The organism is Micromonospora sp. NBC_00898 (genome assembly GCF_045207895.1).
In the GTDB taxonomy this organism is placed as follows: domain Bacteria; phylum Actinomycetota; class Actinomycetes; order Mycobacteriales; family Micromonosporaceae; genus Micromonospora.
This window is the reverse complement of the sequence record NZ_CP108775.1, coordinates 5,919,366-5,945,252: the sequence shown is the minus strand read 5'-3', so window position 1 is coordinate 5,945,252 and position 25,887 is coordinate 5,919,366. Positions and strand designations below refer to the sequence as shown.

29 protein-coding genes and 2 tRNA genes are annotated in these 25,887 nt (G+C 72.7%); 16 read left to right on the top strand and 15 right to left on the bottom strand.

Annotation, left to right across the window (positions count from 1 at the left end):
• The first annotated feature begins 2 nt into the window (after nucleotides 1-2).
• The 4 genes from OG799_RS28920 to OG799_RS28905 all read left to right on the top strand — a co-directional run bounded on the left by OG799_RS28920 (nucleotide 3) and on the right by OG799_RS28905 (nucleotide 1,431).
• Nucleotides 3-914 carry a DUF3566 domain-containing protein gene (locus OG799_RS28920; protein ID WP_406039463.1) on the top strand — a complete coding sequence of 304 codons (912 nt, stop codon included), beginning with the start codon at nucleotides 3-5 and terminating at the stop codon, nucleotides 912-914.
• A gap of 150 nt (nucleotides 915-1,064) precedes the next feature.
• Nucleotides 1,065-1,138 (top strand) — tRNA-Ile (locus OG799_RS28915).
• Between the two features lie 42 nt (nucleotides 1,139-1,180).
• Nucleotides 1,181-1,309, top strand: coding sequence for a DLW-39 family protein (locus OG799_RS28910; RefSeq protein ID WP_240943722.1), 129 nt, complete (start codon nucleotides 1,181-1,183; stop codon nucleotides 1,307-1,309).
• 46 nt (nucleotides 1,310-1,355) lie between these two features.
• Nucleotides 1,356-1,431, top strand: a tRNA-Ala gene (locus OG799_RS28905).
• A 55-nt stretch (nucleotides 1,432-1,486) separates the two neighbouring features.
• Here OG799_RS28905 and OG799_RS28900 read toward each other — a convergent pair.
• The 3 genes from OG799_RS28900 to OG799_RS28890 all read right to left on the bottom strand — a co-directional run bounded on the left by OG799_RS28900 (nucleotide 1,487) and on the right by OG799_RS28890 (nucleotide 4,070).
• Nucleotides 1,487-1,654: a hypothetical protein gene (locus OG799_RS28900; protein WP_406039461.1), complete on the bottom strand. Its 168-nt coding sequence runs from the start codon at nucleotides 1,652-1,654 to the stop codon at nucleotides 1,487-1,489.
• 355 nt (nucleotides 1,655-2,009) lie between these two features.
• Nucleotides 2,010-2,783 (bottom strand): dienelactone hydrolase family protein, encoded by a 774-nt coding sequence (locus tag OG799_RS28895; RefSeq protein WP_406039459.1) that lies wholly within the window; start codon nucleotides 2,781-2,783, stop codon nucleotides 2,010-2,012.
• Nucleotides 2,784-3,110: 327 nt separating this feature from the next.
• The gene (locus tag OG799_RS28890) at nucleotides 3,111-4,070 is read right to left on the bottom strand and encodes a helix-turn-helix transcriptional regulator (RefSeq protein WP_406039457.1); all 960 of its coding nucleotides are present in this window, start codon (nucleotides 4,068-4,070) and stop codon (nucleotides 3,111-3,113) included.
• 128 nt (nucleotides 4,071-4,198) lie between these two features.
• On the opposite strand from OG799_RS28890, the gene OG799_RS28885 reads away from it, so the two are divergent.
• Nucleotides 4,199-4,636, top strand: a complete 438-nt coding sequence (locus OG799_RS28885) for a VOC family protein (protein ID WP_406039455.1) — start codon at nucleotides 4,199-4,201, stop codon at nucleotides 4,634-4,636.
• A 35-nt stretch (nucleotides 4,637-4,671) separates the two neighbouring features.
• Here OG799_RS28885 and OG799_RS28880 read toward each other — a convergent pair whose 3' ends face one another.
• Nucleotides 4,672-5,571: an aminoglycoside phosphotransferase family protein gene (locus OG799_RS28880; protein ID WP_406039453.1), complete on the bottom strand. Its 900-nt coding sequence runs from the start codon at nucleotides 5,569-5,571 to the stop codon at nucleotides 4,672-4,674.
• Between the two features lie 196 nt (nucleotides 5,572-5,767).
• On the opposite strand from OG799_RS28880, the gene OG799_RS28875 reads away from it, so the two are divergent.
• Nucleotides 5,768-6,718, top strand: coding sequence for an L-threonylcarbamoyladenylate synthase (locus OG799_RS28875; RefSeq protein WP_406046437.1), 951 nt, complete (start codon nucleotides 5,768-5,770; stop codon nucleotides 6,716-6,718).
• 9 nt (nucleotides 6,719-6,727) lie between these two features.
• Here OG799_RS28875 and OG799_RS28870 read toward each other — a convergent pair whose 3' ends face one another.
• From OG799_RS28870 to OG799_RS28860, 3 genes are all read right to left on the bottom strand, one after another.
• A complete protein-coding gene (locus OG799_RS28870) occupies nucleotides 6,728-7,183 on the bottom strand; it encodes a GNAT family N-acetyltransferase (RefSeq protein WP_406039451.1) in 456 nt (151 codons plus the stop codon).
• A gap of 60 nt (nucleotides 7,184-7,243) precedes the next feature.
• A complete protein-coding gene (locus tag OG799_RS28865) occupies nucleotides 7,244-8,662 on the bottom strand; it encodes a serine/threonine-protein kinase (protein ID WP_406039449.1) in 1,419 nt (472 codons plus the stop codon).
• Between the two features lie 204 nt (nucleotides 8,663-8,866).
• Nucleotides 8,867-9,202 carry a hypothetical protein gene (locus tag OG799_RS28860; protein WP_406039447.1) on the bottom strand — a complete coding sequence of 112 codons (336 nt, stop codon included), beginning with the start codon at nucleotides 9,200-9,202 and terminating at the stop codon, nucleotides 8,867-8,869.
• Between the two features lie 72 nt (nucleotides 9,203-9,274).
• On the opposite strand from OG799_RS28860, the gene OG799_RS28855 reads away from it, so the two are divergent.
• The gene (locus OG799_RS28855; RefSeq protein ID WP_406039445.1) at nucleotides 9,275-9,694 is read left to right on the top strand and encodes a CBS domain-containing protein; all 420 of its coding nucleotides are present in this window, start codon (nucleotides 9,275-9,277) and stop codon (nucleotides 9,692-9,694) included.
• 86 nt (nucleotides 9,695-9,780) lie between these two features.
• Here OG799_RS28855 and OG799_RS28850 read toward each other — a convergent pair whose 3' ends face one another.
• The gene (locus tag OG799_RS28850; protein ID WP_406039443.1) at nucleotides 9,781-14,379 is read right to left on the bottom strand and encodes an HAD-IC family P-type ATPase; all 4,599 of its coding nucleotides are present in this window, start codon (nucleotides 14,377-14,379) and stop codon (nucleotides 9,781-9,783) included.
• 225 nt (nucleotides 14,380-14,604) lie between these two features.
• Between OG799_RS28850 and OG799_RS28845 the strand changes: the two genes are divergently transcribed.
• From OG799_RS28845 to OG799_RS28830, 4 genes are all read left to right on the top strand, one after another.
• Nucleotides 14,605-14,865: a hypothetical protein gene (locus tag OG799_RS28845; protein ID WP_406039441.1), complete on the top strand. Its 261-nt coding sequence runs from the start codon at nucleotides 14,605-14,607 to the stop codon at nucleotides 14,863-14,865.
• A gap of 83 nt (nucleotides 14,866-14,948) precedes the next feature.
• The gene (locus tag OG799_RS28840) at nucleotides 14,949-16,346 is read left to right on the top strand and encodes an MFS transporter (protein ID WP_406039439.1); all 1,398 of its coding nucleotides are present in this window, start codon (nucleotides 14,949-14,951) and stop codon (nucleotides 16,344-16,346) included.
• Between the two features lie 92 nt (nucleotides 16,347-16,438).
• Complete coding sequence (locus OG799_RS28835; RefSeq protein WP_406039437.1) at nucleotides 16,439-16,633, top strand: hypothetical protein; 195 nt, start codon at nucleotides 16,439-16,441, stop codon at nucleotides 16,631-16,633.
• A 56-nt stretch (nucleotides 16,634-16,689) separates the two neighbouring features.
• Nucleotides 16,690-17,238 carry a YbaK/EbsC family protein gene (locus tag OG799_RS28830; RefSeq protein WP_406046436.1) on the top strand — a complete coding sequence of 183 codons (549 nt, stop codon included), beginning with the start codon at nucleotides 16,690-16,692 and terminating at the stop codon, nucleotides 17,236-17,238.
• Nucleotides 17,239-17,293: 55 nt separating this feature from the next.
• On the opposite strand, the gene OG799_RS28825 is transcribed toward OG799_RS28830, so the two are convergent.
• The 4 genes from OG799_RS28825 to OG799_RS28810 form a co-directional block, all read right to left on the bottom strand.
• Nucleotides 17,294-17,926 (bottom strand): DsbA family protein, encoded by a 633-nt coding sequence (locus tag OG799_RS28825; protein ID WP_406039435.1) that lies wholly within the window; start codon nucleotides 17,924-17,926, stop codon nucleotides 17,294-17,296.
• 20 nt (nucleotides 17,927-17,946) lie between these two features.
• Nucleotides 17,947-18,372 carry a SufE family protein gene (locus tag OG799_RS28820; RefSeq protein WP_406039433.1) on the bottom strand — a complete coding sequence of 142 codons (426 nt, stop codon included), beginning with the start codon at nucleotides 18,370-18,372 and terminating at the stop codon, nucleotides 17,947-17,949.
• Between the two features lie 66 nt (nucleotides 18,373-18,438).
• Nucleotides 18,439-18,858 carry a CBS domain-containing protein gene (locus tag OG799_RS28815; protein ID WP_406039431.1) on the bottom strand — a complete coding sequence of 140 codons (420 nt, stop codon included), beginning with the start codon at nucleotides 18,856-18,858 and terminating at the stop codon, nucleotides 18,439-18,441.
• 54 nt (nucleotides 18,859-18,912) lie between these two features.
• Entirely contained in the window at nucleotides 18,913-20,682 is a 1,770-nt protein-coding gene (locus OG799_RS28810) for a proline--tRNA ligase (RefSeq protein ID WP_406039429.1), read from the bottom strand.
• A 262-nt stretch (nucleotides 20,683-20,944) separates the two neighbouring features.
• Here OG799_RS28810 and OG799_RS28805 point away from each other — a divergent pair, with 262 nt between their 5' ends.
• Nucleotides 20,945-21,439: a GNAT family N-acetyltransferase gene (locus OG799_RS28805; protein ID WP_406039427.1), complete on the top strand. Its 495-nt coding sequence runs from the start codon at nucleotides 20,945-20,947 to the stop codon at nucleotides 21,437-21,439.
• 199 nt (nucleotides 21,440-21,638) lie between these two features.
• Nucleotides 21,639-21,800: a hypothetical protein gene (locus OG799_RS28800; protein ID WP_406039425.1), complete on the top strand. Its 162-nt coding sequence runs from the start codon at nucleotides 21,639-21,641 to the stop codon at nucleotides 21,798-21,800.
• A 30-nt stretch (nucleotides 21,801-21,830) separates the two neighbouring features.
• Here the strand turns inward: OG799_RS28800 and OG799_RS28795 are convergent, their stop codons facing one another.
• The 3 genes from OG799_RS28795 to OG799_RS28785 all read right to left on the bottom strand — a co-directional run bounded on the left by OG799_RS28795 (nucleotide 21,831) and on the right by OG799_RS28785 (nucleotide 23,576).
• Entirely contained in the window at nucleotides 21,831-22,166 is a 336-nt protein-coding gene (locus OG799_RS28795) for a VOC family protein (protein ID WP_406039423.1), read from the bottom strand.
• Nucleotides 22,100-22,555, bottom strand: coding sequence for a helix-turn-helix domain-containing protein (locus OG799_RS28790; RefSeq protein WP_406039421.1), 456 nt, complete (start codon nucleotides 22,553-22,555; stop codon nucleotides 22,100-22,102). Before OG799_RS28790 ends, OG799_RS28795 begins: the two co-directional genes overlap by 67 nt.
• Before the next feature lie 79 nt (nucleotides 22,556-22,634).
• Complete coding sequence (locus OG799_RS28785) at nucleotides 22,635-23,576, bottom strand: inositol-3-phosphate synthase (RefSeq protein ID WP_406039419.1); 942 nt, start codon at nucleotides 23,574-23,576, stop codon at nucleotides 22,635-22,637.
• A 125-nt stretch (nucleotides 23,577-23,701) separates the two neighbouring features.
• Here OG799_RS28785 and OG799_RS28780 point away from each other — a divergent pair, with 125 nt between their 5' ends.
• From OG799_RS28780 to OG799_RS28770, 3 genes are all read left to right on the top strand, one after another.
• The gene (locus tag OG799_RS28780; protein ID WP_406039417.1) at nucleotides 23,702-23,995 is read left to right on the top strand and encodes a hypothetical protein; all 294 of its coding nucleotides are present in this window, start codon (nucleotides 23,702-23,704) and stop codon (nucleotides 23,993-23,995) included.
• A gap of 130 nt (nucleotides 23,996-24,125) precedes the next feature.
• On the top strand, nucleotides 24,126-24,656 hold the full coding sequence (locus tag OG799_RS28775) for a SigE family RNA polymerase sigma factor (RefSeq protein WP_406039415.1): 531 nt from the start codon (nucleotides 24,126-24,128) through the stop codon (nucleotides 24,654-24,656).
• Nucleotides 24,653-25,783, top strand: coding sequence for a hypothetical protein (locus OG799_RS28770; protein WP_406039413.1), 1,131 nt, complete (start codon nucleotides 24,653-24,655; stop codon nucleotides 25,781-25,783). Before OG799_RS28775 ends, OG799_RS28770 begins: the two co-directional genes overlap by 4 nt.
• Nucleotides 25,784-25,887 lie beyond the last annotated feature (104 nt).

Below are 25,887 nucleotides of genomic sequence, written 5' to 3'. Positions count from 1 at the left end.
GAATGACGGAGACACAGGCGAAGTCGGGGAACACGGGGACCTCGGCCAACCCGGTCGACGAGGAGGCCGCCAAGGGCGGCACACCAGCGACCGGCCGCGCGGCCGTGGGCCGGGCCACCGTCCCCGCCGACGCGCCTGCCCCGAAATTCACCCGGGCCCCCGGCATGACACCACCGCCGGAAAAGCCCTCGGAGGACTCGGGGGCGAGCGACAAGACCGAGAAGGCCAAGGTCGACGCGCCGACGTCCGCCGACGGCCTGGCCGCCCCGGCGGCCCCCACGGCGAAGCCCGCCACGGCACCGCCGATCGCGGCCGCCGCGGCCCGACCGCCGAGCGGGACCACCGGCACCCAGCCGCGGGTCACGTCCGGCGTCGGCACCCCCACCAGGCCGTCCCCGGACGGCGCCCGCCCCGGTACACCGAACCGACCGGCCAACGGCGGCGGCCTGCCGCCGGGGATCAGCGGCGCGGCGGCCGTCGGCGCCGCCCGCGTGGGTGAGGCGGTACGCGCCGCGCGTACCTCGGTCAGCTCGGCCGCGTCCCGCGGACCGCGCCGGGCCCGGCTGAACCTCAAGCGGATCGACCCGTGGTCCGTGATGAAGTTCGCGTTCGCCGTCTCGGTGGTGCTCTTCATCGTGGTGGTCGTCGCCACGTCGGTGCTCTACCTGGCGCTGGACGCCATGGGCGTGTTCAAGAGCGTCAACGACAGCCTGACCGACCTGGTCAGCGCCGGCGGCGGGCAGAGCGCCAACGGCTTCCGGATCACCGCCAAGGGCGTCATTCTCAGCTCCGCGCTGATCGGCCTGGTCAACGTCGTGCTCTTCACCGCGCTCGCCACGCTCGGTGCGTTCGTCTACAACGTCTGCGCCGACCTGGTCGGCGGGATCGAGCTGACGCTCGCAGAACGGGACTGAACCAACGCCGACGCCGGGGCACCGTGTAAAGCGGTCGCCCCGGCGTCGCGCATCCGGGTAGGTTCGAGCTGGTACGGGTGAGAGGCTCGCCACGGGCACCCCGATTTGGGGCCGACCGCGGCGATGGGTTAACCTTGCTCGTCGCTACGCGGGGCTATAGCTCAGTCGGTTAGAGCGCAGAGCTGATAACTCTGAGGTCGCTGGTTCGATTCCAGCTAGCCCCACCGCACACCGTCCGACGGTAGTCGAGCGCGAGGGGTCGCCCCATGTTCAAAAAGCTTCTGATCCTGGTCGGCGTCGTCGGCGTGGCCGCCGTCGTGGCGAAGAAGGTCAAGGCGTCGAACGACGAGCGCGCCCTGTGGCACGAGGCCACCACCGCGCCCGACCTGCGCTGAGCATCCGCTTCCCGACTGCCAGCACCAGGCGGTTTCGCCCGCCCTCGGGGCCCTAGCTCAACTGGCAGAGCACTGCCTTTGCAAGGCAGGGGTTAGGGGTTCAAGTCCCCTGGGCTCCACCAGCACTTTCCTTGGTTGATCTCGGTTCCGAGTACAGCCAAGCCGTCCCGCCATCCCCTACTCGCCCAGCAGTCGATCGATGGCCGAGGCAGCCTGACGAGCATGCGCCGGCAGGACGCGCAGGAACGTGGCGAAGGCGTGCCGCAGGTCGTGCAGGTGCAGCCAGTCCATGCCGGCGGCCGAACGAAGCTGCTCGAAGCGCCGGATGACGTTCCGCGGCCCCATCGGCGTGCCGATCGTGCTGTGCCTCAGGCCCTGCTACTGGCCACGAATCCTCCGCCTGATCTTTGGAGCCAGCAGCCACGACGTAGCCACCTACGGCTTCGAAGACCTCCAGTCTTACCGCGGGGTCGCCATGCCAGCCGACCGTCGGTCATTGCGCGAACAGGTTGCCGAAGGAGCCCTCCGGGACCAGGCCGTCGACGTACTACGCAACAGGTTCCAGTCGTCCAGGTATCAACTGGCCGGGGCCATCAACGCCCTGTCATGCCGACGAGCGTGTATATCGGCTCCGACGAAAGACCAGGTGCGGCGACGGTATCGGCGTCCGGCTCCGCACCGGACGCCGATACCGGTCAGGTCAGGCCGGTGACGTGCCGGCCCGGCCGAGATGCCGGGCCAGGAACTCGTTGTCGACCCCGACCCAGCGGATGGTGCGATGGTCGCCCGGGTTGGCGTGCAACGTCTTTTCCTTCGAGGCGAAGGCGTCGAACAACGCGAGAGCGGATTGGCGGTCGACGTGCTCGTCGTCCCACGGGAGCAGGAACTGGATGGGAACGGTGATCCGTCTCGCCGCCTCGATCAGCGCCTCGTACACGAAAAACCCGCCACCGAAGATGGCGGCGGTGATCCGGGGTTCGGTCGCCGTCAGCGGCACCCCGATCGCGGTGCCCAACGATATGCCGCCGCCGTAGCCGATCGGCACTTCGGTGCCGATCTCGGGCAGTTTCTGAAGGGCGTCCAGGGTCGCCTGCCACTCCGGTACGGCACGCTCCGCCAGCGAGGTGACGTAGCGGACGCTGATCGACTCGAAGCGCTCGGTGTCGCCTGCCGCCTGAGCCTGCCGGAACTCGGCGCGGGCCAGCTCGTCCTCCGTCGTGCGCGGGCGGTCGCCGTGTCCAGGCGCATCGATGGCGACCACGGTGAAACCCCAGTTGGTCACGGTGTCGTGGGCGCGGGCCATGAGTGCCGGCGTTTTCTTGTGCAGGCCGCCACCGTGACCCATCAGCACCACGGGCGCGTGATCGGAGCCGGATGCGGGCGACCAGAGCACGCCGGGGACTTCGCCCACAATGAAGTCGCGTTCGACGACACCGTTCGACGATGTCTCCGCGGTGAAACACACAGAATGCATGGGTTGGTGCCTTTCGGGAGTGCCGTGGTATCGAGGCGCTCCCGGCGACGCCTACGTCAATCGCCCGACCGTGACGACGAGGGGGAGCACCCACGTGCGTACAGCGTTCATGGGTCTCACCTCCTCGCGCGGTGTCACGGCCGCGGGCACGTTACCAACCCGAACGCCGAGTGTCCGGACTTTCGGCAGCCAGCAGTTGCAGCTTGACAACCAGGACACGTGGTTCGACCTGTACCTGTTCCCGGACTCCGGGAGCTGATGACCAGCATCCGCCACGATGAATGGGCGGGGCCATTGTCGTGCGGCCTGGTCAGTGCCGCGGGTCCGTCAGCCGATCCCGGCCATCGCGGTGAGGCGGCGGGCGAGCAGGGCGGCGGCCTCCCGCAGCTCCGGAGGCTCCAGCACCTCCGCCTCGAAGCCCAGCCGGGCCACGTGCATGGCGAGCCAGTCCAGGTTCTCCCCGCCGACGACGAGCACGCACCATCCGTCGCGATCGTCCTCGACGCGCCCCACCTGGGGCGGCACCAGCTCTCGCACCCGGTCGGGTCGGGCGTGCACCCGCACCCGGGCGAGATACCGGTATGGCGCCTCGGTCACGGACCGCTGCACGTAGGCGATCGGGTCCGGATGCTCGCTCGCCCGGAAGCGCCAGGTCGTCGCCACCACCTCGCGCATCCGGTCGAGCCGGAAGGTGCGCCAGTCGTCGCGGTCGACGTCCCGGGCCATCAGGTACCAGCGGCGGCCGGTGGTGACCATCCGCACCGGCTCGACCGTGCGCTCGCGTTCCCCACCGTCGCGGCCGGCGTACCGGAATCGCACCCGCACGGCGTCGCGACAGGCCCGCGCGAGCGTCACCAGCAACTCCGCGTCGATCTCGACTCCAGGGCCGACAAGGGTCTCGGTGGCGCCATGCACCGCCCGCACCTCGGCGCGCAGCCGGGTCGGCATCACCTGGTCGAGCTTCGCGAACGCCCGCAGTGCCGCCTCGCCCGCCCCGGCGACCGTGCCCCACGACGCCAGCCGCAGGGAAACCGCCGTCGCGATCGCCTCCTCGTCGTCGAGGAGCAGCGGCGGCAGCCGGGTGCCCGCGCCGAGCTGGTAGCCGCCGCCGACGCCCGCCGTCGCGTGCACGGGGTAGCCGAGCGCGCGCAGCCGCTCCACGTCGCGGCGCACCGAGCGGTCGGTGACCCTCAGCTCGGCGGCGAGTTCGGCGGCGGTCCAGGACGGCCGCCGCTGCAGCAACGCCAGCAACCGCAGCACCCGCTCGGTCGTCGCCTCGACGGTCACGCGCTAATCGTTTCACAGATCTAGGAACGATCCTGTCCGCTATCTGCGGGAGGCTGATTCCATGACCGACCAGACCTGGAAGCTAGCGCTGCACACCCACCAGCAGACCCGGCGGGAGGCGAGCTGAGATGGCCCGCGACGTCCAGATCACTTTCGACTGCGCCGACCCGGCCGGGTTGGCGGCGTTCTGGGCCGAGGCCCTCGGCTACCAGTTGCAGGACCCGCCCAAGGGCTTCGAGTCGTGGGAGCAGGCACTGGAGGCGATGGGTGTGCCGCCCGAGAGCCGCAACGACGCCTCGGCGGTGGTCGACCCCGAGGGCTCCGGGCCGCGGCTGTTCTTCCAGCGGGTGCCGGAGCCCAAGCAGGCCAAGAACCGCGTGCACCTCGATGTGCGGGCCGCCCCCGGACTCGAGGGCGACGCGCGGATGGCGGCCCTGGAGGCGGAGGCCGAGCGGCTCGTCACCCACGGCGCCACCCGGCTCAGGCGCTACGAGCCCGCTCCTCCGCTCGGCGCCGGTCACATCGTGATGGCCGACCCCGAGGGCAACGAGTTCTGCCTCGACTGATCGGCCGCGCGGCGGGGCCGGCGAGATCAGCGCCCTCAGCCCGCCGTGTCGCGCAGGACTTCGGAGAGCGCGCGGGACGCCTGACGGATCATCCCCGGATTGGTGTCCCAGTAGTAGGGCATGGCGATCACGGCCTGCAGGAGCGCCCAGCCCCGGCCGCGCAGCCAGGACGCGTCGTCGACCGACAACTCCTCGCGGAACCGCTGCCGGCTGGCGCCGGCGAACACGTTCCACGCCGGCTGCAGGTCACAGGCCGGGTCGCCGACGTTGAGGCCGCCGAAGTCGATGACCGCGGCGAGCCGCCCGTCGACCACGAGCAGGTTGCCCGGCAGCAGGTCGCCGTGTACCCAGACCTCCGGCCCGTCCCAGGCCGGCGCCTCCTGGGACTCCTGCCAGGCGCGCAGCGCGGCGGGCCCGTCGATCCGCTCGCCGAGTTCCCCGATCGACCGGCGGACCCCCGCGTCGAACTCGGCCAGCGCGCTGCCCCGGTCGCGGGGCGGGCGGGGGAACGCGCCGGTGGTGTCGATCCGCCGCAGCGCCGTGATGAACGCGGCGAGGTCGACGGCGGCCTGGTCCAGGTCCTCGAGGGTGCCGTTGGCGTTCTCTCCGGGCAGCCACTCGTACACAGACCAGGCGAAGGGGTAGCCCTCGGCGGGGCGGCCGGTCGCCAGCGGAGCGGGAAGGGCGAGCGGGAGGTGCGGCGCGAGCCGGGGCAGCCACTCGGCCTCCTTCGCCGCCTGCCCGGTGGCCCAGCCGACGCGGGGCAGCCGTACGGACAGGTGCGCACCGAGCCGGTAGATGTCGTGATCGGTCCCGTACGAGTCGACCAGCCGGACCGGCAGGTCGGCCCAGTGCGGGAACTGCCCGGCGAGCAGTCGGCGTACGAGGTCGGTGTCCGTCTCCACCTCGTCGGCGTGCATCCTGACCCGGCCCATGGCGGCCATCCTCCGACCACCGTGGCGACGCGGCAACCGAGTTGTGCCCGAGGGGCCGCCGCGAGCGCATGACCCCGCACCCTGGTTCCCGTCCCGACGCCGCCTAGATCGACGGTCGCCGTCCCCGCCGACCCGTCGTACCGCCGGGCGGGCGGCAGGCTAGCGTCGGGGCGTGACCACCGGATCCCCGCGCGTCCTGCCGGCCGACAGCGGCATTGCCGAAGCCGCCGCCGTCCTCCGTGCCGGAGGGCTGGTCGCCTTCCCCACCGAGACGGTCTACGGGCTGGGCGCGAACGCCCTGGACGCCCGGGCGGCGGCGCGGATCTTCGAGGCGAAGGCCCGGCCCAGCTTCGACCCGCTGATCACCCATCTGGCCGACGCGGCCGACCTGCCGGGCCTGGTCGGCGCGATGCCGCCGGCGGTCGCCGCGCTGGTCGAGCGCTTCTGGCCCGGTCCGCTCACCCTGATCGTGGACCGGCCGGCGGCGATCCCGCCGATCGTCACCTCCGGGCTGGACACCATGGCGGTCCGGGTGCCGGACGAGCCGTCGGCCCGGGCGCTGATCGCCGCCGCCGGGGTGCCGGTCGCCGCGCCCAGCGCGAACCGGTTCGGGCAGCTCAGCCCCACCCGGGCGGAGCACGTGGTGGCCGGGCTGGGTGACGCGGTCGACGTGGTGCTCGACGGCGGCGCCACCCGGTGCGGCATCGAGTCGACCATCGTGGACGCCCGGGGCGACCGGCCGGTGGTGCTCCGGCTGGGCGCGCTGCCGGTGGAGGCGCTGGTCGAGGCGGTCGGGGAGGTCACCGTACGACCGGGAAGCTCTGGCCAGCCGGTGGCGCCCGGGACGCTCGCGGCGCACTACGCCCCGCGTACGCCGCTGAAGCTGGGCGCGGCGGAGTCGGCGGCGAGCGACGGCGGCCGGCGTGGCTTCCTGGCCTTCCGGGAGCGACCGGTGGACGGTTGGGCGGCGGTGGAGGTGCTCTCCCCGGAGGGTGACCTGACCGCGGCGGCCGCGCGGCTCTTCGACGCGCTGCACCGGCTGGACGCGGCCGGGGTGACCGAGATCGTCGCCGAGCCCGTCCCCGACGTCGGGGTGGGCCGGGCGATCAACGACCGGCTACGGCGCGCCGCCGCCACCTGGCACTGAGCCGCGGCGTCACAGCGCGAGCGCGCCGACCACCTGGTCGCCGCTCAGCTCTCCGGTGCGCTGAAAGCCGAGCCGCCGGTAGAAGAGCTCCGGGCCGTGCTCACCCGGCACCCAGGTGGTGAACAGCCGGGTGCGGCCCCGCCGGCGGACCTCCTCGCCCAGCGCCGCCACCGCGAAGCGGCCGTATCCCCGGCCCTGCTGGGCGGCGTCGATGTTCAGCCGCCACAGCCCGGAACGGACGTCGGACGGGTCGTCCGCGCGCCACGGCACGTCGAAGAAGGCCATCAGGAAGCCGACCGGGGTGTCGCCGTCGACGATCAGCCGCGGCCAGGCGACGTCGGGCTGGACGTACGCCTCGGCGAGCGACCGGGCGACCGGCGCGACCAGCCCCGCCTGGTCGGGCCGGACCACGATCGCGCAGGCGGCGAGGACGTTGTCGGTGGTGATCGGTTCGAGGCGGGTCACCGGCGGCACGCTACCGGTGGACCCGCCACCCGCTCGACCGGTTTACGCCCCGGGCCGAGCTCACGGCAGTTCGGCGGCGATCCGGTCGACGTCGGCGGTCAGGTCGTCGTAGCCGGCGGCGGTCAGCTTGCCGCCGCGCAGCAGGTCGGTGAGCTTGTCACGCAGCTTCTTGATCTGCTCCTGGGCCTGGTCCACGTCGTCCTCGGCCAGCTCCTTGGCGATCGCGTCCACCTTGGCGTGCAGGTCCTTGGCCACGTCCGGATTCAGCTGACCCGTGTCCACCTGTTCCTGGATCGACAGACGCATCGCCACGACGGGATCGGCGGGTGGGCTCGGGCTCGGCGTGCGAGAGGTGGCCTGCGGGGTCGGCGCCTGGCTGGCCGGTGGCTGGGTGGTGGGGGTGAGCGTCCGCGGCGTCGGGGTGGTCGGAGCGACGGTGACCGGCACGGCCGGTGCGCCGGGCCGGGTCGCCGTGGCGGTCGAGGCCACCGTGGGCCGGGCGGCGGGCGGGCCGTTGTCGGGGGTCAACAGCGCCGCGGTGGCCAGCGCCAGCAGCGCGCCGCCCAGCACGACGACCACCGCCAGCAGCAGGCCGCGCCGGCGCCGCCACGAGGACCGGTCGCGGAGGCCGCCGCCACCGGCCGCGGTGGGAGAACTTACCGGCGGCAGCAGGGCCGCGAGCCGGTCCCGGACCGTGCCGGCGCCCGCCGGCCGGTCGGCCGGGTCCTTCGCCAGCAGCTCCGACACCAGGGCGTCCAGCTCCACCGGTACGTCGGGACGGCGGGTACGCAGCGGCGGGGGTGGGTCGTTGACGTGCTGGTGCAGGACACCCAGCGGGTCACCCGCGAAGGGCGGGGTGCCGGCCAGCATCGCGTAGAGCGTGCAGCCCAGGCCGTACAGGTCGGTGCGGGAATCCACCGGCCGGCCCAGCGCCTGCTCCGGCGCCATGTACGAGCTGGTGCCCAGCTTGGTCGCCGGGCCGGTGAGGGTGTTCTCGCCGGCCGTCCGGGGAAGGCGGGCGATGCCGAAGTCGCAGATCTTCACTGTGCCGGCCGGGGTGACGATCAGGTTGCCCGGCTTGACGTCCCGGTGCACCACCCCGACCGCGTGCGCAGCAGCGATCCCGTCGCAGGCCTGCACGGCGATCGACACTGCCTGGTCGACGGGGAGCGGGCCGTCGGCGATCAGCGCCGACACGGTCCGCCCCTCCACCAGCTCCATGACCAGGTAGGAGTCGTTCTCCTCGGTGCCGACGTCGTACACCCCGACGATGTGCGGGTGACTCAGCCGTGCCGCTGTGCGGGCCTCCCGGTCGAACCGTTCGGCGGCCATCGGCTCGTCGAGGCCGGCCGCGGTGAGCACCTTGATCGCCACCGGCCGGTCGAGTCGCAGGTCGCGTCCGCGCCACACCTCGCCCATGCCGCCACGGCCCAGCAGCTCCTCGGACTGGTAGCGGCCATCCAGCAGACGTCTCAGCACCACGTCACTTTTTCCAGCCGCGGTCCCCGTTACACCGGGCCGCGGGTGAGACGGTCGGTCCGGCACCCGCCGGACGGGGGGTCTGCGGACCGAGCATCCCAATCTGCTCTCCCTGGACCATCCCCCCAAGCTAGTCGGCGTGCTGCCCCCGGACGGGCACCGACAGGCCGCCGGCGCCGGTCCGGTCGGGTGCGCCGACGGTGGTCACGTCTCCCGTTGGGCGACCTCCAGGTTGACGAAGCGGGGTTCGCCCTTGGCGAGGCGGCGCATCCGGGACGCGTAGGCGTCGGTCTCCGGTTGCGCGCTGTGCGCCATGGCCTGGTCGTAGCTGTCGAACTCGGCGACCATCACGAAGTGTCCGGGCCGCTCCCGGTCCTCGGCGAGGGTCATCCGCGCCGGGGCGTTCGACAGCTGCTGCTGTCCCCACTCCTCGCTGAGCGCCCGCACCTCGGCGGGGCGGTCCGTGTCGTACTCGATGACCTGGACGAAGGGCATCTCGATCACCTCCACCGGCGGCTTTCCCGCGAGGTTGCGGTCCATGCGCCGGAGTGTCCTCCGCCGCTCGGGGTAGGAGAACAGGCAACAACGCCCCGAAAGTGAGGTGTCAGGGCAATGCCGACCGCACGCGAGATCATGACCAGTGACGTGACCTGTGTCCGGGAGCAGGACGACCTCAAGGCCGCCGCCCGGCGGATGGCGGAGCTCGGTGTCGGCTCGCTGCCGATCTGTGGCGACGACAACCGGCTCAAGGGCATGCTGACCGACCGCGACATCGTGGTGAAGGTGCTCGCCGAGGGCCGCGACCCGGGCAGCGTCACCGCCGGTGAGCTGGCCCAGGGCGAGGCGGTGACCATCGGCGCCGACGACGACGCCGCGGAGATCCTGCGGACCATGGGCCAGCACAAGGTACGCCGGCTGCCGGTGATCGACGGGCACGAGCTCGTCGGGATCGTCGCCGTCGCCGACGTGGCCCGGTCGCTGCCGGAGCGCCCGGTGGGCGACCTCATCGAGGCCATCTCCGAGCGCGCCTGACCGCGCGTCCACACCGCTCGCCGCCCCTCCGGCCCCGCCGGGGAGGGCGGCGTTGCCGTACCCGGGATCGGGTGCGGCCATCCCGGTCAGCGCTCCGCGGTGGGTTCGCCGTGGTCCTCGCGCGACGGCCGCACGCCGGGCTGGGGCAGCCGGTCGACCAGCCGGGTCAGCGCGCCGTTCGCGACGGTGGCGCCGAGCGCGGAGCCGACGGCGATGGACCACCCCACCGGGCCCAGCGGGGTGCAGCCGAAGAACTGGCTGACCCCGGGGGTCTGTACCACGGCGACCAGCACGCCGATCGACGCGGCGGTGGACGCCAGCACGGTGGGGCTGGTCCCGCCGGCCAGCACGGTCTGCCCGAGCTGGGTGCCGACCAGGGAGGCGAGGGCGACCGTGCCGGCCCGGCGGCGTCGCCCGGTGTACCGGGCCAACGTCCAGCCGGCGGTCGCGCCCAGCGTGGTGGCGGCGGCCCGCAGCGCGATCTCCCGGGTCATCGTCGCGCCCAGCGAGGTGTCCGGACCCTCCCGGAGCAGACCGTCGGCCCCGTCGGCGCCGTCCGCGGCGGGCGGCCGGACCGCGATGGCCAGCGCCGGTGCCAGGTCGGTGAGCAGGTTGACCAGGAGCAGTTGCCGGCCGGTCAGTGCGGAGCGGCCGGTCGACGCGGCGGTCAGCACGCTGAACCCGATCTCACCCAGGTTGCCGCCGACCAGGATGCTCAGCGCGTGGCGGACGGAGGACCACATCGCCCGCCCCTCCACCAGGGTGGCGATGATGGTCTCCAGCCGGTCGTCGGTGACCACCAGGTCGGCCGCGGCGCGGGCCGCCGGGGTGCCCCGCTGGCCGAGCGCGATGCCCACGTCGGCCAGCCGGATGGCCGGCGCGTCGTTGGCGCCGTCCCCGGTCATCGCCACCGTCCGGCCGTGCCGCTGCAACGCCTGGATGATGCGTACCTTGTGGGCCGGGGTGCAGCGGGCGACGACGTCGGTGGCGGTGAGCCGGTCGGCGAGGGCCTCGTCATCGAGCCGGTCCAGCTCCGTCGCGGTGACCACCCGCTGGTCGCCGTGGTCCGGGCTGATGATCGCCGCGATCGCCGCGGCGGTCGCCGGGTGGTCCCCGGTGATCATGATGGTGTGCACGCCGGCCTGCCGGATCCGGCGCACGGCCGGCGCGGCGCTCTTTCGGACCCCGTCGGCGAGCGCCAGGAACCCGACGAAGACCAGGCCGTCGACCTGCTCGTCGGTCACCGTCTCCGCGCCGACCGCGCACTCCGCGACGGCGAGGATCCGGTGCCCGGCCCCGGCCCGGTCGGCGAGCATCCCGTGCAGCGCCGCCCGGCCCGCCTCGTCCAACGGCTCGTCCCCCGCCGTGGTACGCCGGGCCGCGCAGCGCGGCAGCACCGTCTCGGGCGCGCCCTTCACGCTCAGCAGCAGCCGGCCCCCGGTCCGCCCCACCGTGGCGTGATAGCCCCGGGACGGCTCGAACGGCAGCCCGCCCACCGCCTCCCACCCCGCCGCGCCGGTCCGCTCCGCCACCCCGGCGGTATTCGCGCCGCGGCGTACCGCCCGGTCGGTGTGCTGGGGCAGCTCTTCCGGGTCGGCCGCGGCGGGGGTGGCGCGCAGCGCCGTGGCCAGGGTCAACTTCAGCGGCTCTGCCAGCCGGTCCGGCGGGGCGTACCGGCCGCCGCCGTCGCCCACCCCGGCCAGCAGCAGCTTTCCCTCGGTGAGCGTGCCGGTCTTGTCGAAGCAGAGCACGTCCACCCGGCCCAGCGCCTCGATGGTGCGCGGGTTGCGGACCAGGGCGCCGTGCTCGGCGAGCCGGCGGGCCGCCGCCAGCTGCGCGGCGCTGACCAGAAACGGCAATCCCTCCGGCACCGAGGCGACGGCCAGGTTCGCGGCGGTCGCCGCCGTCTCCGCCAGCGGTACGCCCCGGAGCAGCCCTGCCCCGGCCACCGCGATCGCCGAGCTGGCGGCGAGCGGCACGGCGGCGCTGGTGAGCCGGCCCAGCCGGGCCTCCACGCCGCTGGCCGGCGGCGCCTCACGGGCCAGGGCGAGGCTGCGTCCCGCCTCGGTCTCCTCCCCGGTCGCCACGACCACGGCGGTGCCGTGCCCGGCGGCGACCGTGGTGCCCTCGTAGAGCATCGACCGCCGGTCGGCGACGGCGGCGGCCACCACCGGGTCGGGGGCCTTGCCCACCGGCAGCGACTCCCCGGTCAGCGACGACTCGTCGGCCTCCAGCCCGTCGGCGGTGAGCACCCGGCAGTCGGCGGGGATCGCGTCGCCGGGGCCGACCGCGACCACGTCGCCCGGCACCAGCTCCTCCGCGGCGATCACCTGTTCCGCGCCGTCCCGGACGACCCGCGCGGTCACCGCCGCCCGGGTCAGCAGCTCGGCCAGGGAACGTTCGGTGTTGCGCTGGTGCACCGCGCCGATCAGCGCCGACCCGCCGACCACGCCGCCGACCAGGGCCGCGTCGACCAGCGAGCCGAACGCGGCGGAGAGCACCGCCCCGGCGGCGAGCACCGGGGTGAGCGGATTGGCCAGCTCGTCGACGAACGCCCGGAGCAGCCCGGACGGTCCGGCGGCCTCGCCGGTGGCCGCGCCGCGCCGGCGGGCCGCCTCGGCCGCGCTGAGCCCGTCCGGGCCGGTATCGAGCTGCCGCAGCACGGTCTCCACCGGCATCAGGTGCCAGGCGGTCACCGCCGGCGCGGACCGGCTGGTCCGGTCCGGCAGCCGCCGGGCCCGCCACACGCCGTGCGCGAAGGCGAGCGCCCCGGCGCCGTTGACGGCGGTCAGGACCCGGCCGGGGAGCAGCCGCCGGTCGGCGGTGAACGCGGCGAGGGCGCCGAGGCCGCTGCCGGCCATCCCGATCCGGATGTTCTGCCCGGTCATCCGGCGGGCCACCCCGGTCGCCTCAATGATCAGCGCGGGGATCCGCAGGTCGGCGCCGACCAGCAGGTGGGCGCCCCACGGCGGGAGGTCGGCCGGGTCGGACACGCCCAGGCCGCAGTCGGCGGCGCCGAGCGCCGAGCGGTCACCGGAGACCACCATCACCACCGCGCCGTCGCGTTGCAGGGCGCGTACCGACTCGGCGAGCTGCGGGCCACCGGGCAGCACGGCGTCGGCGAAGTCGTACCGGCCGTCGCCGCCGCCGGCCACCACCAGCCGCAGTCCGGCCTGGCGGATGGCGGTGGGGAGGGCGTCGACGCCGGGTGCCGGCGCGGGTTCCACCCGCAGCAGCGCGGCGAGGGTGTCGCCGTCGGCGAGGCCGAGCAGGCTGCCCCCGGCGTCTCGGAGCCGGCGGCTGTCCGGGGTGTCGCCGGGGTCGTCGGCGTCGATCCGGTCCACCGGCCCGAGCCGCCACCCGTCGGCCTCCCGCAGCCCGTCGGGGGCCGCCGGGTCGAAGAGCTCGAAGGCCCGCGCGGCGACCTGCCCGGTGTCCGCCCCGGGCAGCGGCGCCAGGTCGGCCAGCACGCCCCGGTCCGAGCCGAGGACCGCCGCGTCCAGCACCACCGTGTCGATCCGGTCGAGTTCGCGCAGCACGCTGCGGTCCATCGCGATCACCCCGCGCCGGGCCAGCATCCGGCCGAGCTGGGCGGCGTACCCCTCGCGGCCATTCCCCGGGGCCTTGGGCAGCGCGGACAGCGCCAGCGCGGCGGCCCGTTTCGGGCCGGCCACCGGCGCGCCCGCGGCGAGCATCCGGGTCACGTACCGCTCGGCGGGCCCGGCCGGCGCCGGGCAGGGGCGTTCGCCGTCGGGTACCCGGGCGACCGCCCGTTCCGGGTCGCCGGTCAGCCGCGGCTCGGCCTTCGACCATGCGGCGAGCTGGGCGCGTGCCTCACCCCACTGCACCACCCGCTGCGCGCCGTCCAGCACGATCCCGGTCCAGCCTCCGGCGAGGCCCTGGGCGACCGCCTCGGCGAGGGGGAACAGCAGCTCGGCGCGGGGGTCGGCGCGCAACCCCCGGTCGGCGAGGGCGTGCAGCTTCGGGTGCAGGTCGATCGCGGTGAGAAAGCCGGCGACCTCGCCGGGGACCGGGGTGAACGGGAGGATCCGGGTGGCCGCGGAGATGGTCAGGCCGAGCGCGTCGGAGGCCAGCGCGCCGAGGGTGCGGGGCGTGCGCGGCCCCTCCTCCGGCGGTTGGGGCGGTGGGATCTCCGGGTCGGGCTCATGCGGGCAGACCCGCTCGGTGCGGGCGATCGTGGCGATCAGGTTGCGCAGCTTCGGCTTCGGCTCCTCGACGGCCACCACCACCCGGCCGGAGGGGGCGTTCACCCGGGCCCAGGCCACCCCGGGCATCCGTTCCAGCGCCTGCTCGACCTGGCGGGCCAGCCGGTCGCCACCGTCCTGGCAGACGCCGTGCACCTCGATGTGGTGCCGCCCGTCCCGGGACCAGACCCCGCGGCCGGTCAGCCCGGCGAGCCGGGCCACCCGGGCCGCGGCGGCGGTCACGGTGTGCGCGGCGGCGGAGACCGGCTCCGGCACGGCCGCTCGCCCGGCGGCGTCCTTGACCGCCGCGGCGCCGGGCACGGCCGAGGTTGCGGCCCGGGCCGCGTCCGGCAGGGCCGACGCGACGCCGCGGGCCGCGTCCGGCACGGCGGCGGCGACGGTACGGATCGCGTGCGCGACCGCGTCGGGCACACCGACCGGCGGCAGGAGCCGACCGGCGACCCGACCCAGTGACGTCATCGAGCGGTACGGCCGGGTCGCCGGCCCTGCTCCCCGGTGCCGCTGCCGCCGCGCTCGCCGTACGCCATCTCGCCTCCCGCGCCTCGTCCCGGCGGCCTGGCTTCCCGGCGGGGCGTCCGTTATGCCCTCCGAGCAGGGGAAGTTTCCGTGCTGGCCCGGGCATGGACCGGGGCGCCGGTGGAATGCCGGTCGGACACCGATGGCCGGTGAACCGGGGAGGTCGGGATGAGCACGCTGACGCGACACCTCAGTGGGACGCACGAGACGCTCCGCACGTACTGCCGGCGGGTGGAGGTCCCGCTGCTGGGCGAGGTGGCGGTGCCGCCGCCGGACAAGGTCGCCTACTACGCGGGGCTGGGGGTGCTGGCCGCGTTGCAGGTCATCGAGTGGCCGCTGGCCGTGGTGATCACCGCCGGGCACCTGCTGGCCGACCAGCACATGTCCGGGCTGGTGAAGGGGGTGGGCGAGGCGCTGGAGTCGGCCTGACGAGACCGGGCGCACAGTTGACCTCAACCCGGGTTGAAGGCCGAGGCTGAGGCCATGCCGATCGCACCCCGCGCCGACCGCCGGTGACCGCCACCGCCGCTCCGGCCGCCCCGCCCGAGCATCTGTACGCCCCGCGCCTGCGGGCGATGACCGTGGGCAGCGTCGCCCTGGTGTCCCTGCTGGCGTTCGAGGCATTGGCCGTCGGCACCGCCATGCCGACGGTCGCCCGCAGCCTGGACGGGCTGGCCCTGTACGCGCTCGCCTTCGGCGGCCCGTTCGCCTCCGGCGTGGTGGCGATGGTGGTCTCCGGCATCTGGTGCGATGCGCGGGGACCGCGGGCGCCGATGTGGCACGGGGTGGCCTGGTTCGTGGTGGGGCTGCTCGTCGCCGGCACCGCCCCGACGATGGAGGTGCTCGTCGTCGGCCGGGTGCTGCAGGGCTTCGGCTCGGGCCTGCTGTCGGTGGCGCTCTACGTGATCGTCGGTCAGGCGTACCCGGAGGAGTTGCGGCGGCGGGTGTTCGCCGCGTTCGCGGCGGCCTGGGTCGTACCGTCGCTGGTCGGTCCGGCGTTGGCCGGCCTGATCGTCGAGCACCTCGGCTGGCGGTGGGTCTTCCTGGCGGTGCCGGCGGTCGCGGTGCCGGCGGTGCTGCTGATCCAGCCAGGGTTGCGGGCGCTCGGCGCGACGGTGCCGGTCCGGCCGCCGGCCGGCGCGGCGGCCCGGATTGGCTGGGCCTGCGGGGCGGGGGCGAGCGCCGCACTGCTGCACTACGGGGGGCAGCAGCGCGGCGCGCTCGCGGCCGGGCTGGTGGGGGTGGCCCTGGTCGGGCTGATCGGCTGCGCGCCGCGGCTGCTGCCGGCGGGTTTCCTGCGGGCCCGGCGGGGATTGCCGACGGTTGTGGGCCTGCGGGGGCTCGCCTCGGCGGCGTTCGCCGGGGCGGAGGTGGTGATCCCGCTGATGCTCTCCCGGGAGCGGGGGTTCGCCCCGACGGCGGCGGGTCTGGTGCTCACCGTGGGCGCGGTCTCCTGGTCGGTCGGCTCCTGGCTGCAGGGGCGGCTGCGCACCCCGCGTTCCGCGGCCACGCTGCCCCGGGCCGGGCTGAGCTGCGTCACCGCCGGTACGGCCGTCGTGGCGCTGACGGTCGTGCCGGCCGTGCCGGTGCTGTTCGCGGTGCTCGGCTGGGCCACGGCCGGGCTCGGCATGGGGTTGCTCTATCCGTCCCTGTCGGTGCTCACCCTGGCCCTGTCGGCCCCTGGTGAGCAGGGCCGGAACAGTTCCTCCCTGCAACTGGGCGACTCGTTGTTCGCCGCCACCGTGCTGGCGCTGACCGGCGCGGTGCTGGCCGTCGGTCCGGCTCCCGGCCCGGCCGGGTACGCGGCCACCCTCGCGGTGGCGGCCGGCTGCGGACTGTCCGGTGTGCTGTTGGCGGGGCGGGTTGTGGTGCCGTCACGAGCGGGGATGCCGTCTCGTCAGTCCGGGTGAGGCACGGAAGGGGCGGAACCTCGCTGACACGTACGGGGGAACCGGGCGGAGATGAAAGCGTTTGCGATTCACCTTCGCCCTACCGTGGCGGCATGTTCGTCTTTGTCACCACGGTGATCCTCTACGTGTTCGGTTTCGTCTTCCTCTACGGCGTGATCCGGCTGGGTGTCCGGCACGGCTTGGAGGATCTGGAAGCGCAGCGAGCCCAGGCGGCCCGGGCGGAGCAGCTCGCCACGTTGCAGGACCGCACCTTCGCCCGGGAGAACGCATTCCTCACCGGCAGCTGACCTCGGCCGGGCCTGCCGAGCGGGACCGGCGCGCGGGTGCGAGGATCGCATCCGTGATGGGGACGCTGAAGACCGAGCCGGCCCGCGCCCGGCTGGACCTGCTGGCACCGCCGGTGGCCACCGCGATCGAGCGGTGGCCGGCCGAGGCGCCGGTAGACGTGGACGACGTGCTGGTCGCGCCGATCGACGCCGAGTTGGCCGACACGGCGGCCTTCTGCGCGGCGTACGAGGTGGGCCTCGACGTGTCGGCCAACTGCGTGGTGATCGCCGGCAAGCGGGAGGGCGCGGTCCGGTACGCCGCCTGCATCGTGCTCGCCACCACGCGGGCCGATGTGAACGGCGTGGTCCGCCGGACGCTGGACGTCCGCAAGGCCAGCTTCGCGCCGATGGCCGAGGCGGTGGAGCTGACCGGCATGGAGTACGGCGGCATCACCCCGATCGGCCTGCCCGAGGATTGGCCGATCCTGGTCGACTCGCGGGTGATCGCCACGCCGCACGTGATCATCGGTTCGGGCGTACGGCACAGCAAGATCGCCCTGCCCGGGCCGGCGCTCGGCGCGCTGCCCGGGGCGACGGTGGTGGAAGGGCTGGCCAGGCCGGCCTAGCTCATCGCGGGCGTCGATGTGGTTGCACGTGAAACATCATGCCCGTCGATGTTGATCAGCCGGCCGACTCCAGGCGCTCCACCTCGCGGAGGGCGGCGAGCAGCGTCTCCGGCTCCTGCGCGCCGGTGACGGCGTACTTGCCGGCCAGCACGAAGGTGGGCACGCTGGTCACCCCGAGCTGATGGGCGGCGGCCAGGTCGGCGGCCACCTCACGCCGGCCCGCGTTCGACTCCAGGTGGTCGCGGACCTCGGTCTCGTCGAGGCCCACCCCGGACGCGAGCTTGACGAGAGCGTCCGTCGAGCCGACGTCGACGCCGTCGGAGAAGTGTGCCCGGTAGAGCGCGTCGATCATTTCGGTGGCCCGACCCCGCTCGGTGGCGAACCGGATCAGCCGGTGCGCCTCGAAGGTGTTGGCGGCCACCGCCCGGTCGAACCGCATGTCCAGACCGACGCTCGCCCCGACCTGCGACACCTGGGCGGCCATCGACTCGGCCCGCTCCCGCCCGCCGAACTTCGCGCCCAGCGCCTCCACCAGCGGCTTCGGCTCGGTGACCGGCGTCGGGTCGAGCTGGAACGGCCGGTACCGGACGGTCACCTCACCGTCGTACGACGCGAGGGCCTGCTCCAGCCGGCGCTTGCCGATCCAACACCAGGGGCAGACCACATCGGCGTAGATCTCGATCTCCATGAGAGGGGTGAACGCCCAGCTCAGCCGACTTGTTCCCGGACCTGGCGCTTGAGCCGGGCCAGGATCGCCGTGCCGCCCCGCACCCGCAGCGGGCTGATCGCCTGGGCCAGCCCCATCCGCTGGTAGAGGTCGTCCGGCACGGCCAGCACCTGCTCGGCGCTCGCCCCGGCCAGCCCTTCGGCGAGGATGCCGGCGAAGGCCCGGGTGGTGGGGGCCTCAGGCGGGCAGTCGAACCAGGTGAGCACCGTCCCGTTCGGCTGGACCTGGGCGCGCAGGAAGAAGGCCGTCTGGCACTCGGGCACCTGTTCCATGCCCTCCCGGTCGATCTCGGCCGGCAGGGGCGGGATGATGTCGGCGTACTCCAGGAGCATCTCCAGCACCACGTCGCGGGGCGCGGCGGCGAACTCGTCGACGATCTCGGCCAGCTTGGTCGGCATCTCGGGCATCCCGTCAGGCTACCGCCGTCGACGCGGCGCCAACCGGGGTCGGCGGAGGGCGCCGCGTCGATCGGGTCACATGTTCGGGGCGGCCTCGCTGATGTCGCTGAGGGCGGAGTTCGGGTCGAGCTGCATCGCCAGGTCGCCCAGCGAGACGACGCCGACCAGCTTGCGATCGTTGTCGCAGACCAGCACCCGCCGGATGTTGCGCTCGCGCATCAGCGCGGCCGCCTCGCCGGCGGTGGAGTGCTGCTCGATCATCACCACCTCACGGGTGATGATCGAACCGATGGTGGTGGTCCCCGGGTCGGCGCGTTCGGCCACCGCCCGTACCACGATGTCGCGGTCGGTCAGCATGCCGGCGAGGGTGGCGCCGTCGGTGACCACCACGTCGCCGATGTCCGCCTCCTTCATCACCCTGGCCGCCTCGTCCAGCATGGTCTCCGCCGGGAGGTAGACCACCTGCTTCGTCATCACGTCGCTGACCCGGTACATGAGAGCCTCCGCAAACTTCGGTCGATCCCGCAGCGGTACCCCGTGGCGCGTCCGCTACACCCCGTCGCGGCGCGCCGCGCGTACCTCGTCGACGACCCGTTCGACCAGACCGTCCAGCGGCAGCTCGATCCGCTCGCCGCCGGCCCGGTCGCGCAGCTCGACGTACCCGTCGGCGAGCCGGCGGCCGACCACGACGGCGCGCGGGATGCCGATCAGCTCGGCGTCGGTGAACTTCACCCCGGCCGAGACGTGCGTCCGGTCGTCGACCAGCACCCGCAGGCCGGCGGCGGCCAGGCGTCCGCCGAGGTCGAGCGCCGCGTCGAGCTGCGGCCCCTTCCCGGCCGCCACCACGTGTACGTCACACGGCGCGACCGCCGCCGGCCACACCAGACCCCGCTCGTCGTGGTGCTGCTCGGCGACCGCCGCCACCGCCCGGGACACCCCGATGCCGTAGCAGCCCATCGTCGGCCGGACCGGCTTGCCCGCCGGGCCGAGCACGTCGACGGCGAACGCGTCGGTGAACCGGCGGCCCAACTGGAAGATGTGCCCGATCTCGATGCCCCGCCGCATGGTCAGCTCGCCGGCCTCGCACGCCGGGCACGGGTCGCCGGCGCGCACCTCGGCCGCCTCGATCGTGCCGGCCGGGGTGAAGTCCCGGCCGCAGACCACGTCGACCGCGTGCCGGCCCGGCTCGTTGGCCCCGGTCAGCCAGGCGGTGCCGGGCACCACCCGGGGGTCGACCAGGTAGCGGACGCCGAGCTTCTCCAGGATCTGCGGCCCGATGTATCCGCGGACCAGTTCGGGGTGGGCCGCCCAGTCCTCGAATACCGCGACCGTCGCCGGGTGCAGCGCCGCCTCGACCCGCTTGAGGTCCACCTCCCGGTCCCCGGGCAGCCCGATCACCAGCAACTCGGACTCCTCGCCGCCCGGCCGGCGGACGGTCAGCACCACGTTCTTCAGGGTGTCCGCCGCGGTCCAGTCGCGCCGGCCGCCGAGGCCGCGCGCGTTCGCCAACTCGACCAGCGAGGCGATGGTGGGCGTCTCCGGGGTGTCGTGCACCTCCAGCGCCGGGTGGGCCTCCGGGTCCCCGGCCGCCGGGGCGCTTGTCACCACCGCCTCCGTGTTGGCCGCGTAGTGGCAGGCCGTGCAGCCGACGAAGCTGTCCTCGCCGACCGGCGTGGCGGCCAGGAACTCCTCCGATGCCGAGCCGCCCATCGCCCCGGACATCGCGTGCACCACGGTGAAGTCCAGTCCGAGCCGGGTGAAGATCTTCTGATACGCGTCGCGGTGCCGGTCGTACGCGGCCTGGAGCCCGGCGTCGTCCAGGTCGAACGAGTACGCGTCCTTCATCAGGAACTCGCGCCCGCGCAGCAGGCCGGCCCGGGGCCGGGCCTCGTCCCGGAACTTCGTCTGGATCTGGAACAGCGTCACCGGAAAGTCCCGGTACGAGGAGAAGAGGTCCTTGACCAGCAGCGCGGCCATCTCCTCGTGGGTCGGGGCGAGCAGGTGCTCGGCGCCCTTCCGGTCCGCCAGGGTGAAGATGTCGTCGCCGTACTCCGCCCACCGGCCGCTGGTCCGGTACGGCTCCGCCGGCAGCAGCGCCGGGAAGTGCACCTCCTGGTCGCCGATCGCCGTCATCTCCTGGCGGACGATCTCGCTGATCCGGTCCAGCACCAGCTTGCCCAGCGGCAGCCAGGTGTAGCCGCCCGGCGCGGCGCGGCGGACGTATCCGGCGCGGAGCAGGAGCCGGTGGCTCGGCACCTCCGCGTCCGCCGGGTCCTCGCGCAGGGTCCGGAGCAGCAGGGTCGACATGCGCAGCAGCATTGCCGCAGCCTAAGACCGGTGCAGGGCAGGCGGCGATCCTATTCCGTCGTGGCAGTCAGAAGTCATCCACCGTCGGCAGTGCCTGCTGCGGCAGGCCGTCGTGCCGTGAGACCCCTGCCGGATCATAGGTGACCCACGCCTTGCATAGATCAAGACGGCTGTCGGCTGATGTCGGGCAACGTCACTGGCCTGCTCGACCACGTACCGCCCTTACAGCGGGAGCTGGGTTGCCTGATCCCCACACCTGCGGCAGCCTCGCGGTGTGATCGAGACGCGGGTGCTCACCGAGGGCGATTGGAAGATCTGGAGGGAACTGCGGCTCGCCGCGCTGGCGGAGGCGGCGTACGCCTTCGGTTCCCAACTGGCGGACTGGCAGGGCGACGGCGACCGTGAGGAACGCTGGCGTGGTCGGCTGGCCATCCCCGGCGCGTACAACGTAGTGGCGATGCTCAATGGGCGGCCCGTCGGGATGGCCAGCGGGGTGCCGACCGATCAGGACGGCGTCGTCGAGCTGATCTCGATGTACGTGGCGCCGGTGGGACGTGGCCGGAGCGTGGGCGACCACCTCGTGATGGCGGTCGAGCAGTGGGCTCGGCAGGTGGGCGCGGGGACGCTGAGGCTGGCCGTGGTGGAGGGCAACAAGAACGCCTGGGCGCTCTACCAGCGGAACGGCTTCCGTGACACGGGTGAGCCCGGCGACCTCATGCCCGACGGCCTGCGTCGGGAGCACATTCTGGCCAAGAGTCTCACCGCTTAGCGGGCCGGCCGTCGACCGTGGGTGCGCCGCTACCGGATACGCGGTGGCGGCGCACGCCCTCGCCCTGCGCAGCACCGTGCTCAGGTACTTCGCCAGGGCCTTGGCAAAGCCAGCTCGGGCGCACTTCGTTGACGTCCTTGCCCGATCAGCGGCAAATCCGTGCACCTCGTAAGGAACGGGCGCCTAGCAGGATGTCGGGATGGCTCAGGATCGAAAGATCGTCTACGGCAAGCTTGTTCGTGATCGCATACCCGAGATCATCTCCGCCGGTGGCGAGATACCGGAGGTCCAAGTTCTCGGAGCAGAGGACTTCTTCCCGGCGCTCATCGCGAAGTTGCACGAGGAAGCCGACCGTGGCTGATCGCCCCGATCCGCACGCCGCGCCGCTGGTTCAGCCCCGATGGTACGCGATGTTGATCACGTTGCCGTCTGGTGCCCGGACGAAGAACCGGCGCACACCCCATGGCTCTGTGGTCAGTGGATGCACGATCTCGTAGCCGAGTTTCTGAGCATCTTCATAAGCACCTTCCACGTCATCCACGTGGACGGAGATGACCGGGTCTTCGGGTGCGGTTGCGTCGCGCGTCACGAGCTGGACGTTCGCCCCGCTGTCAGGAGAGGTGTAGCGGGCCACCCATCCCATGTTGAACTCCTCGGTACTCAGCCCGAGGTAGTCGGTGTAGAAGCTCTTCGCTGCCTCGACGTCAGCCACTCGAAGGTCGGCCATGACGCGTATGACGCGCATGTGGTCCTCCTGCTCGCAAATGAATTCTCATGATTGTCTTCCGAACGCTGCGGGTTGTCGACTCGCGCACTCCGGTGATGGCCGTTCTCCCGAGGCGCACGAAGGCTCCAGGTCGAGAACGGCAGGCCGTGCTCGGCCGGCTTGGACTTGGCGATCTTCTTGATTTCGCGCCGCTCGGGCAGGGTGAACGTCCTGGGCCGGCCGCCCTTGTACTTCGGATAGAGCGCCTCGATGCCGTCGGCGTTGAAGCTGTGGATCACGTTCCGCACAATCCGTAACAGCCGCTGCCCCTCGTCGTCATCGATTTCGCGAACGCGTACTCGTTCCGCCACTCGCGCGGCCTGGCGACACCGCGCCGTCCGGACCAGCATCCAAACAGCGTGTCACATCACAACAAAGCAAAGGTTCTCTGATGCGGCACTGGAACCCGAAGTATCGGCTCACCGGTCGTCAGATCGCCGTCCCAGGTGGAGACTTCAGGAGCGACGCTGACTCGACTGGATAGCCGCCACGCCCTGATCGCAAAGCGGTGGCCGCTAGGCGAATCAGGTCGATGTTGACGCCGGCGGCGCCACTTGGGTCATGCACCTTCAGCCGTACATCCAGGCTCACCGCGGTTTCACCCCAGCCCTGCGCCTCGATGTTGAGGTGGGCGATCTTTTGTGATTTCAAATGCGGGAGGTACCCGAGGGGAGCCATCTGAACCTTGTCGGACCCCAGGGCGTTCAATTTGGACTGCTTCTTGGTGTTGGAGTTTTCGACCAGGTTGCGGAAATCTTCGGTACCCCCCAGATTGACCTGATAGGAACTGACCAGGGTGAGGCCGCGCTCCTGGAGTAACCGCAGCAGTGTGTGATGCACCACGGAGGTGCCGAACTGGCTGGCCAGGTCATCGCCGAGAAGAGGTAGACCAGCATCCTCAAAACGCTTGAGCCATAACCGTTCCCGGGCAACCGCGTCCGACGTGGTGTTGATGAATGCTACCCCCGCCATCAGGGCTGCCTCGGCGTAAGCCTGAGCTGTTTCCAGCCTGCCGCTCGGCGCGGAGTAGAGCAGCACCTCGGCGCCTGTCAGCGCGTGCGCCACCCGCTCGATCTCTGTCGAGTCCACGAGACCACGCTGCACTGTCACGCCTGAAGGCGGCAGCTCCACGTCGAGACGGGGAAAGTTGTTGGGAGGCACGAAAATCGCCTCGTGCAGGTCCTTGCCCACCTTGCCATCAGAGAGGGCGAAGGCTGCGACGAAGTCGATGTCGCCGACGCCCAGCCCCACTATCTCCGGCCGGTGGATGCCCACCAGGCTGCCCGTGTTGCGATAGAAAGTAATCCCCTGCACCAGCGCTGACGTGTTGTTGCCTACGCCAACGACTGCGACTTTCACGTTTTCGACCACGGCACGAGGATACTGGGCTAGTTTGCGCCGTCCCCGGTACGGACCCGAACCTTCGAGTCGGTGGCGCATCCTCAAACCGCGTACTCCAACACTGCGGCAGCGGACCTTGCCGCAGCACACCAGCAGTGCTGTCCGGCTCAGGGCCGTACCCGGATCGGCCGCGGCCGTACCCGCCGGGCCACCCGCCGCACCTGGCGCTCCGCCCGCTGTGGGTGTGCCGGGCCTGCGGGCTGCCGTGGCCGTGCGCCGAGGCCCGGCTGCTGCGCAAGGTCGTGTACGACGGCAGCCCCGTCGACCTGGCCATCTACCTGTCCGGGCTCTACCACGAGGCGACCCACGACCTGTTCCGGCTGAACCCGCACGACGGCCCGACCCCGCGCGAGCTGTTCGTCGCCTGCGGTCCGTACCGGAAAGGGTAGGTCGAGCCTCCCACCTGCGACGAATGATCGGCCGAAACTTCTCATCGAGGCACGGCAACCACCGCGGCTGAGGGTGACGTCTGGAAGGGCGTCAGGATGATGCACCACCTCACCCCAAGGATCGGCTCGTGTGGACCCTCTGCTGAGTGAGTTCGACTCGTTCGTCCGTCACCGCACACCGGCGCTGCTGCGCTCGGCCTACCTGCTCACCGGCGACCAGCACCTGGCCGAGGACCTCGTCCAGTCGGCGTTGGCCCGGACCCACCGGTCCTGGAGCCGGCTGCACGACAGCGGTAACGCCGAGGCGTACACCCGCAAGATCATGTACCACCTCCAGGTCTCCTGGTGGCGACGGCGCCGGGTTCCCGAGTCGATGCCGGGCGACCTGCCCGAGCCGCGCGGAGGCGACTCGGCCCCCGACCACGCCCAGCAGACGACGCTCCGGCTGACCCTGCGGGCGGCGCTGGCGAAGCTCTCCACCAAGCAGCGCGCCGTGCTGGTGCTGCGCTTCTTCGAGGACCGCACCGAGGCCGAGGCCGCCGACCTGCTCGGCGTCACCGTCGGCACCGTCAAGAGCCAGACCTCGAAGGCCCTCGCCAAGCTGCGCACCGTCGCCCCGGAACTCGCCGAGCTGTACGTCCTGGAAGGAAGCGCCCGATGAACAACGATCGCCTCCGGCTCGACCTGGCTGGGCTGGCCGAAGAGGTCACCCCGGTCGACCTGCGGGACCGGGCCCTGCGTACCTCCCGACGGCTCGGCATTCAGCGGGCCGTCGCCACCTCGGCCGCCGCCCTGGTGCTGCTCGGCGCCGCCACCGGCACGGCCCTGGCGATCCGGCCGAACGGGCAGGCGAACCCGCCCGCCCCCGCCACGTCGGTCACCAGCAGCGCGCCGCCGGTCGAGGTCACCCCGGCCCCGCAGCCGTCCGCGACCGCCTCGGCGAGCACCAGCCACAGCAGCCAGCCGGCCAAGCCGGCTGTGCTCGCCGGTACCCGCAACTACCTGGAGCTCACCGACAGCGAGGCCCGCATCCACGTGGTACGCAGCGGGCGGCACGACACGAACGTGCTCCCGCTCGACAAGAGCGGCTGCGTTGCCAACTCGATGACCATCTCGCCGGACGGCAAGCGGCTGGCCTGGGTGAAGGACGGCAACGCCGACGGGATGAACGGCACGCTCGTCACCTCCCGCATCGACGGATCCCGGCAGCGGACCGTCGCCACCGGCATCACCTGCCTCGGGCCCCGGCCACTGGTATGGCAGGGCGGGGACCTGCTGATGGCGCAGGCGGGCAACCGCTCCGTGCTCATGGACATGGCCGCCGGGAAGCCGGTCAACGGCGACCCGGGTCAGGAGACCGACCGGTGCTGGTCCGCCGACGGGAAGTGGTTGGCGGCGTTCGACGCGGAGTTCGGCAAGCACTGGGTGGCTGGCAATGGCGTGGTACACCAGTACACCTACACGCCGCCGAAGGACGAGGCCGCGCTGCACGACGGCTGGCAGCCTCGCAGCGTCTCGATGGACGGCCGGTACGTCGCGGTCGGCTGGGTGGGCACCGACCCGTCCCGCCAGGACGGCAGTTTCGCGGTCGTCGACACCACCACCAGCAAGGTGGTCGAACTGCCCGGCGCCGGCAAGGTGCGCAGCATCCTGTTCACCCTCGACGGCAAGGTGATCGTCCAGCGGGAGAACACGCTCACCGTGCTCGACGGGGACTTCCGGCAGCTCGGCAGTGTCGCTGAACCGGCGTCCGTGCGGGGACAGCGACTGCTGGCGTACGTGCCCTGACCTGCCCCTCCATGACCCTGCACAGGCCCTCGGCACCTCGGTGCCGGGGGCCTGTGTCGTGTCGCCGAACATCGTCGGAAATTCTCTCGACGAGGCGGCAACCC

Bases quoted from the DNA above. Each gene is read 5' to 3' on its own strand.
- OG799_RS28795 (WP_406039423.1), bottom strand. From the start codon at position 22,166: ATGGCCGACCTTCGAGTGGCTGACGTCGAGGCAGCGAAGAGCTTCTAC.
- OG799_RS28910 (WP_240943722.1), top strand. From the start codon at position 1,181: ATGTTCAAAAAGCTTCTGATCCTGGTCGGCGTCGTCGGCGTGGCCGCC.
- OG799_RS28880 (WP_406039453.1), bottom strand. From the start codon at position 5,571: ATGGGCCGGGTCAGGATGCACGCCGACGAGGTGGAGACGGACACCGAC.
- OG799_RS28830 (WP_406046436.1), top strand. From the start codon at position 16,690: ATGGGGACGCTGAAGACCGAGCCGGCCCGCGCCCGGCTGGACCTGCTG.
- OG799_RS28850 (WP_406039443.1), bottom strand. From the start codon at position 14,379: ATGACGTCACTGGGTCGGGTCGCCGGTCGGCTCCTGCCGCCGGTCGGT.
- OG799_RS28825 (WP_406039435.1), bottom strand. From the start codon at position 17,926: ATGGAGATCGAGATCTACGCCGATGTGGTCTGCCCCTGGTGTTGGATC.
- OG799_RS28835 (WP_406039437.1), top strand. From the start codon at position 16,439: ATGTTCGTCTTTGTCACCACGGTGATCCTCTACGTGTTCGGTTTCGTC.
- OG799_RS28845 (WP_406039441.1), top strand. From the start codon at position 14,605: ATGAGCACGCTGACGCGACACCTCAGTGGGACGCACGAGACGCTCCGC.
- OG799_RS28900 (WP_406039461.1), bottom strand. From the start codon at position 1,654: ATGGGGCCGCGGAACGTCATCCGGCGCTTCGAGCAGCTTCGTTCGGCC.
- OG799_RS28820 (WP_406039433.1), bottom strand. From the start codon at position 18,372: ATGCCCGAGATGCCGACCAAGCTGGCCGAGATCGTCGACGAGTTCGCC.
- OG799_RS28800 (WP_406039425.1), top strand. From the start codon at position 21,639: ATGGCTCAGGATCGAAAGATCGTCTACGGCAAGCTTGTTCGTGATCGC.
- OG799_RS28920 (WP_406039463.1), top strand. From the start codon at position 3: ATGACGGAGACACAGGCGAAGTCGGGGAACACGGGGACCTCGGCCAAC.
- OG799_RS28810 (WP_406039429.1), bottom strand. From the start codon at position 20,682: ATGCTGCTGCGCATGTCGACCCTGCTGCTCCGGACCCTGCGCGAGGAC.
- OG799_RS28770 (WP_406039413.1), top strand. From the start codon at position 24,653: ATGAACAACGATCGCCTCCGGCTCGACCTGGCTGGGCTGGCCGAAGAG.
- OG799_RS28885 (WP_406039455.1), top strand. From the start codon at position 4,199: ATGGCCCGCGACGTCCAGATCACTTTCGACTGCGCCGACCCGGCCGGG.
- OG799_RS28860 (WP_406039447.1), bottom strand. From the start codon at position 9,202: ATGGACCGCAACCTCGCGGGAAAGCCGCCGGTGGAGGTGATCGAGATG.
- OG799_RS28855 (WP_406039445.1), top strand. From the start codon at position 9,275: ATGCCGACCGCACGCGAGATCATGACCAGTGACGTGACCTGTGTCCGG.
- OG799_RS28790 (WP_406039421.1), bottom strand. From the start codon at position 22,555: ATGCTGGTCCGGACGGCGCGGTGTCGCCAGGCCGCGCGAGTGGCGGAA.
- OG799_RS28815 (WP_406039431.1), bottom strand. From the start codon at position 18,858: ATGTACCGGGTCAGCGACGTGATGACGAAGCAGGTGGTCTACCTCCCG.
- OG799_RS28895 (WP_406039459.1), bottom strand. From the start codon at position 2,783: ATGCATTCTGTGTGTTTCACCGCGGAGACATCGTCGAACGGTGTCGTC.